Origin of the sequence: Agrobacterium radiobacter (assembly GCF_040801995.1) — a bacterium.
GTDB lineage: Bacteria > Pseudomonadota > Alphaproteobacteria > Rhizobiales > Rhizobiaceae > Agrobacterium > Agrobacterium radiobacter.
This window is the reverse complement of sequence record NZ_JBEGHX010000002.1, coordinates 1,370,846-1,382,790: the sequence shown is the minus strand read 5'-3', so window position 1 is coordinate 1,382,790 and position 11,945 is coordinate 1,370,846. Positions and strand designations below refer to the sequence as shown.

General features: G+C 59.3%; 8 protein-coding genes and 1 pseudogene. All 9 read left to right on the top strand.

All coding sequences use genetic code 11. The annotated features are described in order from the left end of the window. Nucleotides 1–44: 44 nt before the first annotated feature. The 9 genes and pseudogenes from MRBLRC7O_RS20170 to MRBLRC7O_RS20130 all read left to right on the top strand — a co-directional run bounded on the left by MRBLRC7O_RS20170 (nt 45) and on the right by MRBLRC7O_RS20130 (nt 11,855). Nucleotides 45–617, top strand: a complete 573-nt coding sequence (locus MRBLRC7O_RS20170; RefSeq protein ID WP_111820499.1) for a TetR/AcrR family transcriptional regulator — start codon at nt 45–47, stop codon at nt 615–617. A gap of 12 nt (nt 618–629) precedes the next feature. Then, entirely contained in the window at nt 630–1,232 is a 603-nt protein-coding gene (locus tag MRBLRC7O_RS20165) for a 2-hydroxychromene-2-carboxylate isomerase (RefSeq protein ID WP_020813053.1), read from the top strand. A gap of 113 nt (nt 1,233–1,345) precedes the next feature. Next, the gene (locus MRBLRC7O_RS20160; RefSeq protein WP_111820500.1) at nt 1,346–2,722 is read left to right on the top strand and encodes an FAD-binding oxidoreductase; all 1,377 of its coding nucleotides are present in this window, start codon (nt 1,346–1,348) and stop codon (nt 2,720–2,722) included. Between the two features lie 38 nt (nt 2,723–2,760). Continuing rightward, nucleotides 2,761–5,104: pseudogene (locus MRBLRC7O_RS20155) on the top strand (molybdopterin guanine dinucleotide-containing S/N-oxide reductase). Between the two features lie 398 nt (nt 5,105–5,502). Beyond that, nucleotides 5,503–7,158 (top strand): ABC transporter substrate-binding protein, encoded by a 1,656-nt coding sequence (locus MRBLRC7O_RS20150; protein ID WP_003504244.1) that lies wholly within the window; start codon nt 5,503–5,505, stop codon nt 7,156–7,158. Between the two features lie 38 nt (nt 7,159–7,196). After that, the gene (locus tag MRBLRC7O_RS20145) at nt 7,197–8,207 is read left to right on the top strand and encodes an ABC transporter permease (protein WP_111820501.1); all 1,011 of its coding nucleotides are present in this window, start codon (nt 7,197–7,199) and stop codon (nt 8,205–8,207) included. Further along, nucleotides 8,204–9,049, top strand: coding sequence for an ABC transporter permease (locus tag MRBLRC7O_RS20140; RefSeq protein WP_003504242.1), 846 nt, complete (start codon nt 8,204–8,206; stop codon nt 9,047–9,049). Before MRBLRC7O_RS20145 ends, MRBLRC7O_RS20140 begins: the two co-directional genes overlap by 4 nt. Then, entirely contained in the window at nt 9,028–10,746 is a 1,719-nt protein-coding gene (locus MRBLRC7O_RS20135) for a dipeptide ABC transporter ATP-binding protein (RefSeq protein ID WP_111820503.1), read from the top strand. The genes MRBLRC7O_RS20140 and MRBLRC7O_RS20135 overlap by 22 nt, the downstream gene beginning before the upstream one ends. After that, the gene (locus tag MRBLRC7O_RS20130) at nt 10,743–11,855 is read left to right on the top strand and encodes an LLM class flavin-dependent oxidoreductase (protein WP_111820504.1); all 1,113 of its coding nucleotides are present in this window, start codon (nt 10,743–10,745) and stop codon (nt 11,853–11,855) included. Before MRBLRC7O_RS20135 ends, MRBLRC7O_RS20130 begins: the two co-directional genes overlap by 4 nt. The last annotated feature ends 90 nt before the right edge of the window (nt 11,856–11,945 follow it).

Here is an 11,945-nt window from a genome sequence, read left to right as displayed (position 1 = left end):
AATCCGTATCAGCGCGACTTTTGAAACGACAGTGTGAAACGATAATGCGAGAAGCCATATCAGACCATATCCTCACCGCCGCTGGCACACTCTTCTATCGCGAGGGCATCCGGGCTGTCGGCATAGATCGTATCATCGAAGAAGCGAATGTGGCGAAGGCGACGCTCTATCGGCATTTCCCGTCGAAGGATCATCTCGTTGCAGCCTATCTGGAGGCGCGTCACGAGCGGGTAATCCATTCGCTCCATAAAGTGCTGGATGCCGACATGACTCCGAAGGAGCAAATCCGGTTGATCTTCGAGCAACTCCACGAAAAGGCCTATAGCCCGGATTTTCGCGGCTGCGCCTTCGCTCTTGCGGTTGCGGAACATGGCGAGTCCGAACGCGTCGTGGTCGTTGCGCGTGCCCATAAGGCGAAGGTCAGGGACGTGTTTGCCGCTGTCCTGGCAAGAGCCGGCAGCACGGTGGAGATTGCCTCTGCCCATCTGTCGCTTCTCTACGAAGGGGCACTGGCAACCGTCGCCGTCAGACGCGATCCCAAAGCAGTGCTGATTGCGCGAGACTGTGCTCTCTCCGTCTTCGACACGGCCGCCGCCTCCACCAATCAACCCAACTGAAAGCAGCAGACAATGACAAAGACGATCGATTATTTTTTCAGCATCGGCTCCCCCTGGGCCTTCATCGGTCTTGAACCGTTTGCTGTGCTGGCGAAAGAACAGGGTGCCACGATCCGCCCTCATGTCATTCCGCTGATCGAGGAGAACGGCGGCATTTATTCACGAAACCGCCCGGAGGCCAGACGCGCCTACTGGATCAGGGATCTGAAGCGCTGGGCGGCATTGCGCGGAAAAGTGCTCAATTTCGACAATCGCGCCGCTCTCTCGGATCCGGCACCCGCCGGCCTGATAGTCGCGGCGGCGATCGAGACAGGCGATGACTGGCTCAAGCTGGCAGCTGCGCTTCAGGAGGCCTTCTGGGTTCGTGGTGAAGACATCGGCAACGCAGATGTCCGAGGGGCCATTGCGACAGCCGCAGGCTTTGATGCTGCAGCGCTCGACAACCACGGCCAAAGCGATGCGGTTGCGGCATTGCAAAAGGCCAGCTTCGAAGCCGCCAGGACAGCCGGCGTGTTCGGCGTGCCAACCTATCGCTATCAGGATGAACTCTACTGGGGGCAGGATAGCCTTCCATTCCTAGAGCGTCATCTCAGGGGCGAAAAGCTCGCCGCCTGATATCACCGCCAGATGGCGGAGACAGTCTGGCGTTCCGCCGGGCGCGCGCTTCGCCTTCAACGTTTGTAAGTCTGCCGTGGCATTCCGCTGCCAGGCTCCCACGGAATCTTCCTATGCCTGAACTATCCCCTTCTCTCATCCAATCCCTGGGGGACCTCCTCGGGGAGCGTCTTTCAACGTCCCTGACATTGCGCGAGCAGCATGGGCGCGGCGAAGCGCATCATGCAGCCGTGTTTCCCGACGCGGTCGCTTTCGCTGAAACCACCTCCGAAGTATCCGAGATCGTGCGGCTATGCGCAGCGGAAGGGGTGCCCGTCATCGCTTTCGGCGCCGGCACTTCGCTCGAGGGGCATTTGACGGCTGTCAATGGCGGGGTCTCGATCGACCTTTCGCGCATGTCGACGATAACCCGTATCAGCAGTGAAGATCTGGATTGCACGGTTGAGGCCGGCGTCACGCGGGAGCAGTTGAACACATATCTGCGAGACATGGGATTATTCTTTCCCATCGACCCTGGCGCAAACGCCTCGATTGGCGGCATGGCCGCAACCCGCGCTTCGGGCACCAATGCCGTCCGCTACGGAACGATGCGGGAAAATGTGCTCGGGCTGACCGTGGTGCTGCCGACCGGTCAGATCATCAGAACCGGCGGTCGCGCCAGAAAATCTTCCGCCGGATATGATCTGACGCGGTTATTTGTAGGCTCGGAAGGAACGCTGGGGATCATCACCGAAATAACGCTTCGTCTCTACGGAATACCGGAAACCATCTCGGCGGCGCTCTGCTCTTTCGAGAGCGTCGAACAGGCGGTGGCATCAGCCATTCAGGTCGTGCAGCTGGGCATCCCGGTCGCCCGCATGGAGCTTATGGACCGTGGCCTGATCAGGGCCGTCAACGCCTATTCCGGGCTGGACCTGAAGATCGAGGACACGTTGGCTTTCGAGTTTCATGGCTCACCCGCCGGCGTTCAGGAACAGGTCGACATGGTATCCGCCATCGTGGAGGAACATGGCGGCAAGGATTTCGAGTGGGCCAATGCACCCGAAGAACGCAATCGTCTCTGGAAAGCGAGACATAACGCGTTTTACGCCGTCGTATCGCAGAGGCCAAAGGCCAAAGGCTGGTCATCGGATGTCTGTGTCCCGGTCTCACAGCTCAGCAATTGCATATTAAAGACCCGCGAACTTCTGAAGGATTGCAGCGTGCCGGCGGCTATCCTCGGCCATGTCGGCGACGGCAATTATCATGTTGTCTTTGCGGTCGATCCCGACAATGCGGAAGAGCTCGGCGAAGTGGCGGCCATCAACAAGAAGATGGTGCAATATGCCCTCTCCGTCGGCGGCACCTCGACCGGCGAACACGGCGTCGGCACCGGGAAAATCGCTTATCTGCGCGAGGAACATGGCGACGCGGTTGATCTGATGGCGCTCATCAAACATGCGGTCGACCCTGCCGGCATCATGAATCCGGGGAAAATCCTGCCGAAATAGAATTGCCACGTTGCAATCCATGATCGTGAGGCCATGCGATGAATTCCTTCAAGACTCACAGTTCCCACTGGGGTGCATTCTCCGGACGCTTTGCAAATGGGCGACTGGAGATAGAGCCCCACCCCGGTGACCCGCATCCATCACCGCTTCTGGGCAATCTTCCAGCGATTGCCGACAGCCCCGTTCGCATCAAACGGCCTGCCGTCCGGCGGGGCTGGCTTGAACGCGAGACCGGCCACGCGCAGCGACGCGGCGCTGACGATTACGTCGAGGTCAGCTGGGCCGAAGCGACGAAGCTGGTCGCGGATGAGCTGAAACGGGTCTATGACGATCATGGCCCGAGCGCCGTGTTCGGCGGCTCCTATGGCTGGTCGAGTGCCGGCCGGTTTCATCACGCACAAAGCCAGATTCACCGCTTTTTGAACGTCCTTGGCGGATATGTCCGGTCCGTCAACACGTATAGTTCCGGCGCTGCCATGGTCATAATCCCCCATGTGCTTGGACCGTATGACAGCTTCGACCGCAAGAGCGTGACCTGGGACGCGATCGAACGCAGCAGCGAGCTGGTGCTCGCCTTCGGTGGAATGGCGATCAAGAACGCCGATGTCCACGGTGGAGGGATCAGCACGCATTCCGTACGGCAGAAACTGGCCGGCGCGAGCGCTCGCGGTGCGCATTTCATATTCATCAGCCCGTTGGCAGACGATTTTCCGGGTGATTTGAATGCCGAGTGGCTTCCCATTATTCCCGGTACGGACGTGGCGATGATGCTCGGGCTTGCTCATGTCCTCGTCACGGAAGGACTGCACGACCGGGCGTTTCTGGAGCGTTATACGGCTGGATATGATCGGTTCGAGAACTATCTTCTTGGCAGGGAGGACGGCCAGCATAAAAGCCCCGAATGGGCGGCCGCGATCTGCAACATTGACCCGGAGACGATCCGCAAGCTGGCGCGGAAGATGGCCGGTTCCAGAACCCTGATCACGGTCAGCCATTCACTGCAACGGGCCGATTATGGCGAACAGCCGGTGTGGATGGGCATTGTCCTTGCCGCCATGCTCGGCCAGATCGGACTGGACGGCGGCGGATTTTCCTATTCCATCGGCGCGTTGGGCAATATCGGCAAGAGCCTGCTCGCCGTTCCCTTGCCAACGCTGCAGCAATTCAAAAATCCCGTGCCGGACTATATTCCCTGTGCGCGCATCGCCGATATGCTGCTCAATCCCGGCACCGAGTTTCATTACAATGGAAACGCACTCCGCTATCCCGATATCCGGCTTGTCTATTGGGCGGGTGGCAATCCATTTCACCATCATCAGGATATCAACCGGTTGCGGGCCGCTTTCCGGCGTCCCGAAACGATCATCGTCCACGAGTCGGCCTGGACCTCGACCGCGCGACATGCCGATATCGTGCTGCCCGCCACGACCACGCTTGAGCGTGACGACATCGGCGCCGCCGATCGCGATCCCCTGATGATCGCCATGAAGCGCCTGATCGCCCCTGTCGGCGAAGCACGCGACGATTATGAGATATTCGCCGGGATTGCGCGGGAACTTGGCAGGTCCGATGCCTTTACCGAAAACCGCAACAGCAGAGAATGGCTCGCCTTCCTGTACGAAACGACCCGTCAGGCGCTTGCGGCGGGCGGCCACGACGCGCCCGATTTTGAAACCTTCTGGGAGCGGGGGGAACTGCTTCTTCCGGTTAAACCCGACGATGGTGGCCCGGCGCGCGCTTTCCTTGAGGGTCCCGGGACGAAGCCGCTGCCGACACCCTCAGGAAAAATCGAGATCTATTCCGAAACGGTCGAGGGTTTCGGTTATGAGGACTGCAAAGGTCATCCGCGCTGGTATCCCCCAAGAATGGAGACGCCCGATGACGCCCGCCTGCATCCCCTGTACCTCGTCTGCAATCAGCCATATCAACGTCTGCACAGCCAGCTGGACTATGGCGATTTCAGCCGTTCGACCAAGATCAGGGATCGGGAGCCTGTCCGCATCCATCCGGCCGATGCCGCGGCCCGCGGAATATCTGACGGCGACGTCGTCAGGCTTTTTAATGCGCGCGGCAGCTGCCTCGCTGGCGCCATCGTCAGTGAGGACGTCATGCCGGGGGGTGATGCAGCTTGCCACCGGCGCATGGTTCGAGCCGCAGGATTCCGCTGACGACAATGCCATCTGCATCCATGGCAACCCCAATATCCTGACCCGCGACATCGGCACTTCGAAACTGTCTCAGGGTTCGACCGGCCAGATCGCCAGGGTGGAGATTGAGCTTTTTACCGGTGATTTGCCGCCGGTCAGGATTTTCGAAGCCATGACATTTGCCCTGCGTGACACGGCATCTTCGGCGCCGGGCCATCCTCAATCACCGGCGTGAGACGGCAATTTAAGGGCGTCTGAAACACCAATCCAAACTGTCGGCAAAATGGCGATAAAATAATTCACTAAATCGATAGAAAAAGAACAACCAGTCTTTCTCCCTCACGCCTGACTGCTAGGTTATGGGCAAGATGAACACCGCAACGAGGGACCGCGTCATGACTGGAATATGTAGAAGCGGGCGCGCTCCTCAGCCAAGCAGGCTTCCAGAAGCCGCTCGCTAACCCCGCGACGCCCAACCCGATCATCAATGAACTCCAGCATTCTCCCGCCCGGCTGAAAAGCCGGTGCGGCAACGGTTTGACGTGCGTTGTACCGATGGCAGCAGCAGTAGTCCGTCCGCAGGAGATGCAGAAATTGCAACGAAAAAAACTTTGAATTTATCAGGATCATACCATGACAAAACGTTCTTTCTCATTCTCCCTGTCGCGTCGCCGGCTGCTTTTCACAGCCTCCTTGGCGGCCTCGGCCTCGCTGTTTTTATCGACAGTGGCACCTCTAAGCGCAGTGGCGGCGGATACGCCGCGCGATGGCGGTGACATCACGTTTCTGATCGATTCACTGGGCGACACGTGGATCCCCAACAACAGCGCCATCTCCAGTTTCCAGGGCCACATCTGGGGTCATGTTACGGATAAGCTGCTTTACGTCGATGCCGAAGGCAAGGTCAGCCCCTGGCTTGCCGAACGCTGGGAGCAGAACGACACCGCAACGGAATTCACCCTGCACCTCAAAAGCGGCGTGACTTTCTCCGACGGCGAACCGCTTGATGCGAAGGCCGTCGTCGCCAATCTCGACATCTGGTATGCCGGCCGCAAGAACGAGGGGATCAACCCGATCGGCCTTTTCCCCAAGACCTATGATCGCGCGGAAGCGGTCGATGCCACGACGGTCAAGGTGTTCTTCAAGAAGCCGACGCTCGGTTTCATTCCGACCCTTGGCTATCACGGTTCCATCCTGGTCTCCCCCAAAAGCATCGCCCAGCCAGCCAGCCAGCAGGCAGACCTCAGCAAGACCGCCGGTAGCGGACCTTATGTGGTGGAGTCCTGGAAAGAGGGTGACCATGTCACTCTCGTCAAGCGCAAGGACTATAATTGGGGGCCCGCCGCAGTCGGCCATACCGGACCCGCCTATCTCGATACCATCACCTACAAGCTGGTGTCGGAACCATCCCTTCGCGTCGCTTCGGTTCAGTCCGGTCAGGCGGACGTCGCCTATAACGCCTCGCCCCAGGAGCTGAAATCGCTCAAGGAAGAAGGCTTTACCGTCGCGACGCCGCGTTATCTCGGCTTCGTCAACGGCTGGGCGGTCAACACCAAGCTTCAACCCTATGATGATGCGAAGGTGCGTCAGGCACTCCAGGCAGGCATCAATCGCCAGGAAATCATCGACACCGTCTATACGCAGGACTGGAAGCTTGCGACGTCGTTCATCCAGAGCAACGTCCCCGGCGCGACCGATCACAGCGATCTCCTCGCCTACAATCCGGACAGGGCGGAGAAGCTTCTGGACGAAGCCGGATGGGCCAAGGGCGCGGACGGCGTTCGGGTGAAAGACGGCAAGCCGCTGGAATTGACGATCCATTCCAATCCCTATCTGGCAACTTCGAAATCCGTCGATGAGCTGATTGCCCAGCAGCTTGGCAGGCTCGGATGGAAGGTCAACATCAGGGCTTATGATGTCGTGACCTATGGCGAGAAGGTCAAATTCGGCGGCGCCGCAGTTCCCGCATATGAAGTCACACGCAGCTTCATCGATGCCGGCACGGTCGCCAGCATCCTGACCAACGCCAACAATGGCGAGAACTGGTTCGCGCTGGATGAGCGTGATGCAAAGCTCAACGACCTGCGTGACAAAATCGCCGGCGCGGGTTCGGTCGAGGAACGAAAGCCTCTTCTGGACGGCCTGCAAAAATACGTGCTGGAACAGGGCTATTTCATACCACGCACCCAAATCGTCCAGCGCATTTACGTGCAATCGCCGAAGCTGAAGGGCGAAGTCTATAACGGCGTCGCTTACGCCAGCTACTACACAGCGTTCATTGCCGAATGAGGCCAGCGCCCACCAAGTAACGTCAAGGAGGTGACGGCATGAGCAATGCCTACCTAACCTACGCCGCAAAGCGGCTCGGCCAGGCGATCGTCGTCATCCTTCTGGCCTATGTCTTCACCTTCGTAGTCGTCAGCGTCCTGCCTGGCGACCCGATCACCAGCGTTCTGCGCAACCCGCAGAACGGTTTCACCGAGCAAGAAATCGCCGAAATCATTGCTGCACAGGGGCTGGACAGGCCGATCATCGTGCAGCTCTGGCACTCCCTGTCGGCATTCCTGACGGGCGATCTCGGCATCTCCATGCGCTCCAATCGACCCGTCGCGACCCTGATCGCCGAGGTGCTGCCATCGACGCTGGTTCTGGCCTCCGCCGGGCTCACGGTTGCGTTGATCCTCGCATTCGCCGTTGCCTATGGCACACAGGTCGTGCCGAAACGATATGGGCAGGGGCTGCTGCGGGCCTTCCCGTCGCTGTTCCTGTCGACGCCCAATTTCGTCATCGGCCTGTTTCTGATCCACCTTTTCGGGTTTCAGCTCAGGCTGTTCCGGGTCATCGAATCCGACAGCTTCTGGGCGACGCTGTTTGCGGCGATCACCATCGGCATACCGTTTTCCGCGCAGATCGCGGAAGTGCTGATCGCCAATCTCGATCATGAAGCGGAACAGGATTACGCGGCGGTTGCCCGCAGCCGCGGCATCGGGCCGAAACGACTTTTCACTACACATCTGCTCAAGCCCGCTTCGCTACCGGTGGTGACCGTTATCGCCCTTACCGTGGGCGAGCTTCTGGGCAACTCGCTGATCACGGAAACCGTGTTCGGCCGTACCGGTATCGGCAGTCTCGTCCAGCGCTCCGTCAGCACGCAGGACCTGCCCGTCCTGCAGGCCATCGTCTCGCTTGGAGCCGTGGTGTTCGTCGTCGTCAACCTCATCGCCGATCTTCTCTATCCGCTGCTCGATCCACGGGTGAAAATTATCGTTGGCCGGAAACGTCGTCTGGCAACCATCGACGACACGCCGCTTGGCCTTGAAACGGGGGCCAAACCATGAGCCTTATCTCCAGCCCGGTTTCCGGCAGCAACCCGTTCGAGAAGCTGAGAGCTCTCAACATTACTTCAACGGTTGCCATTTCCCTCCTCGTCATCGCAATCGTCGTCGCCTGGTCGATTGCGCCGCAACTGTTCACCAGCCAGAGCCCGATCAACGGTGTCCCGGCCGACAAGCTTCTTGCGCCCAGTTTTGCGCACTGGTTCGGCACGGATCATCTCGGGCGCGATCTCTATACACGGGTCGTTTATGGCACGGCTTCATCCGTATCGAGCGCTTTGGTCGCTGTCGTCATCGGCGTCTTCATCGGTGGTGTGATCGGTTTGCTCGCCGGATTTTTCGGCGGCTGGGTGGATATCGTCTTTGCGCGTTTTGTCGACGTGCTGCTCTCCATCCCGAAGTTCCTGCTCGCGGTCATCATCGTCACGGCCATCGGCTTCGAAACGATCAATGCGGCGATTGCGACAGGCATATCGGCCATCGCCTTCTTCGCCCGCGTGGCGCGCTCCGAGGTTATCAAGACACGTCAAGCGACCTTCGTGGAGGCATCTTTTCTCTCGGGTGGCTCGCGCGGCTACATCGTTCTCAGACACGTCCTTCCAAACGCATCCCGCTCGATGCTGCCGCTTGCCGTGCTGCAATTCGGCGAGTCCATTCTGGTGATCGCCAGCCTCGCCTTCCTCGGCTACGGCGACCCTCCGCCTTCTTCCGACTGGGGCCTGCTGATTTCAATCGGCAAGGACTACCTCAAATGGCCCTGGCTCGTTTATGCGCCCGCGTTCGTTACGATCGTGACCGTCCTCTCTGTCAACAGGATCAGCCGATGGCTTCGCAAATCGCACTGAAAACAGCGCCAATCCTTCCCGAGATCGTGGCAGCGTCTCCACAACACGCGATACCCCTCCTCAAGGTCGAAAATCTTGCCGTGTCCTACGGACGGCAGGAGGTCGTCCATAATGTCGGCTTCGAAATCGGACGTGGCGAAAGCCTTGCCCTCATCGGAGAATCCGGTTCTGGAAAATCGACCATCACGAAAGCCGTGCTGAGGCTTCTCCCCACCGGTGCAAACGCCACGGGCCAGGTCGTTTTCGACAGGCAGAATATTCTCGCATTGCCGGAACGCCGCTTCAGGCCGTTTCGCGGCCGTGAAATCGGCTTCGTGCCGCAGGATCCCGGCAACTCTCTCAATCCTGTGAGAACAATCGGCTCCCAGGCGCTGGAAGCGGCAGCGCTGACGGAAGAGCCCAATCCAGCGATCCGCAGGACACTTATTCTCGAAACCTTCGCCAAGGTGGGTCTCGACAATCCGCAACGGGTTTACGATTCCTATCCGCACCAGTTGTCCGGAGGGATGCTGCAGCGCGTGCTGATCGCTCTGGCAATATTGCCGCGCCCTGCACTGCTGGTGGCGGACGAACCGACCTCGGCACTCGACGTAACGATCCAGAAGCGCATCCTCGATCTCCTCTCCCGTCTTCGGGATGAGCTGAACATCAGCCTCCTTCTTATTACCCACGATCTCGCAATAGCGGCCGAAAGGGCGGATAATCTCGTCGTGCTGAAGAACGGCGTCGTGCAGGAGAAAGGCAGGACGTCCGCGGTTTTTTCCTCCCCTTCCTCACCCTATGCCAAAAAACTCCATGGCGACGTCCCTGCGCTCAACCCGGAGCGCTATGCCAAATTCCGCGATCCGGGGTTCAGCCTCCTTGATGGCGACAAATCGCCAAAGATCGCCGTCAGCGGCGTCACCAAACGCTTCACTGTCGATGGCAAAACCCTGACTGCGGTGGACGATATTTCGTTTTCGGTTCCGGCAGGTACGACCCATGCTCTCGTCGGCGAATCCGGTTCCGGCAAGACGACGACGATCCGCCTGCTGCTGGGGCTCGAAGAGCCGGAAAGCGGCACGATTACGGTTGCCAACGAGACCGTCACGAACAAAAACCGCGCTTCGCTGCGGTCCGTATGGCGGCATCTTCAACTGGTTTACCAGAACCCGTTTACGTCCCTCGACCCGACGTGGAAGGTGGGGCAGCTTGTTCGTGAACCACTCGACCGCTTCGAGATCGGGACGCCGAAAGAGCGATCCGAACGCGTACAGGAAGCTCTCGCGAATGTCGGCTTGAGCGAGCACCTCCTGGAGCGTAAACCGTCGGCCCTGTCCGGCGGGCAGCGTCAGCGTGTGGCAATCGCCCGTTCGCTGGTCCTCAAACCGGATGTGATCGTGCTGGACGAACCCACATCCGCACTCGATGTCAGCGTTCAGGCGGATATCGTCGAGGTTCTGCTGTCGCTACAGGCGAAGCTCGGCCTGACCTATGTTTTCGTTTCGCACGACCTCGCCCTCGTCCGGCAACTTGCGCACAGCGTTTCGGTGATGCAGCGGGGACGCATTGTCGAACATGGAGCCGTCACCGAGATATTCGCCAATCCGAGACACGAATATACCGCGTCGCTGCTGAACTCCATCCCGTCGGGCATTGCCGGAACGGTTCGCGCTCCCGCTGTCCAGCGCGCTCTGCGGAAGGAGCAACTCGCATGAATATTGCAGCAGCTTCCCGCGACCTTCCCGCGTTGTTTCGGCCGAAACAGCGGCTGGGTTTCAATACGCGCGTGTCGTTCAACGACGATGACGGTCCGGCACAGGGGCTGCGACAGGGCATAGAGCTGTTCAGGCAGGCGGAAAGGCTGGGTTATCAGTCAGGCTGGGCCTATCAGCGTCACTTCGACCACTATCTTTCTTCCCCGTTACCCTTCTTTGCGGCAGTCGGCCAGCATACGCGGCACATCACACTTGGTTCCGCCGTCATCCCGATGCGTTATCAGGACCCCATCCTTCTGGCTGAGGCGGCGGGAACAACCGACCTCTTGATCGACGGTCGGCTTGAACTTGCCATTTCGACCGGGACCAACGGCGCGTTCGATGCCGTTTTCGGAACCGTCGATACCGATGCCCGCACAGAGGCAAAGCGACGCCAGTCGCGTTTCCTCGCCGCCATTGCCGGTGATGTTTTGCACACTGTTACCGAGCGGGACATTGGTGCACCTCCGGGAGCCGAGTTGCGGGTGACCCCTCATAGCCCAACCTTGCGCAGCCGTATCCGACAAGGCTCCGCCAGCCTCGATTCAGCAATACAGGCCGCCGAACTTGGGATCGGCCTGATTTCCGGGACCGTCCTTCACGATCAGGAAAAAGGCGAGACTTTCGGTCAATATCAGGCGCGGATCATTGATGCCTATCGCACCCACTGGCTCCGCATCTGGAAGACGATGCCACCCCCGGTCGCTGTTGCCGCTTCCATTCTCGTGGGCACCACCCCGGAACTGCGTGAGAAATACGCGGCTTACGACCTTGAGCGTCGCACGGTGGGAATTGCCGCCTCACGCCCGAAGGGTGCGCTGGCCCCTGCCGGCCCGCCTGTTGGCGCGCAGATTTCCCCGGTCTTTCAAGGTACACCGGAAGAAGTCATAGAGGCGGTTTTGAGCGATCCGGGACTGGCGGCCGCAGATGAGCTCGTTCTTTTTTTGCCTCCCGCTTTCGGACTGTCCGAAAACATACGACTGCTCACCGATCTTGCGACGACAGTTGCTCCATCTCTGGGGTGGAAACCTGCTCCCGATCACGAAGGGCCGGAACGGGCGGCAATCTAAGGTTCTAGACCATCAGGATAGTCAGGCAATATTTTCTACATATTCCATAGAAATAGAAAGACCTGTCTTCCTCATATGCCACGCCGGCTT

Excerpts from the sequence above, each read along its gene's own strand:
- MRBLRC7O_RS20145 (WP_111820501.1), top strand. The coding sequence starts at position 7,197 with ATGAGCAATGCCTACCTAACCTACGCCGCAAAGCGGCTCGGCCAGGCG.
- MRBLRC7O_RS20165 (WP_020813053.1), top strand. The coding sequence starts at position 630 with ATGACAAAGACGATCGATTATTTTTTCAGCATCGGCTCCCCCTGGGCC.
- MRBLRC7O_RS20150 (WP_003504244.1), top strand. The coding sequence starts at position 5,503 with ATGACAAAACGTTCTTTCTCATTCTCCCTGTCGCGTCGCCGGCTGCTT.
- MRBLRC7O_RS20160 (WP_111820500.1), top strand. The coding sequence starts at position 1,346 with ATGCCTGAACTATCCCCTTCTCTCATCCAATCCCTGGGGGACCTCCTC.
- MRBLRC7O_RS20170 (WP_111820499.1), top strand. The coding sequence starts at position 45 with ATGCGAGAAGCCATATCAGACCATATCCTCACCGCCGCTGGCACACTC.
- MRBLRC7O_RS20140 (WP_003504242.1), top strand. The coding sequence starts at position 8,204 with ATGAGCCTTATCTCCAGCCCGGTTTCCGGCAGCAACCCGTTCGAGAAG.
- MRBLRC7O_RS20130 (WP_111820504.1), top strand. The coding sequence starts at position 10,743 with ATGAATATTGCAGCAGCTTCCCGCGACCTTCCCGCGTTGTTTCGGCCG.
- MRBLRC7O_RS20135 (WP_111820503.1), top strand. The coding sequence starts at position 9,028 with ATGGCTTCGCAAATCGCACTGAAAACAGCGCCAATCCTTCCCGAGATC.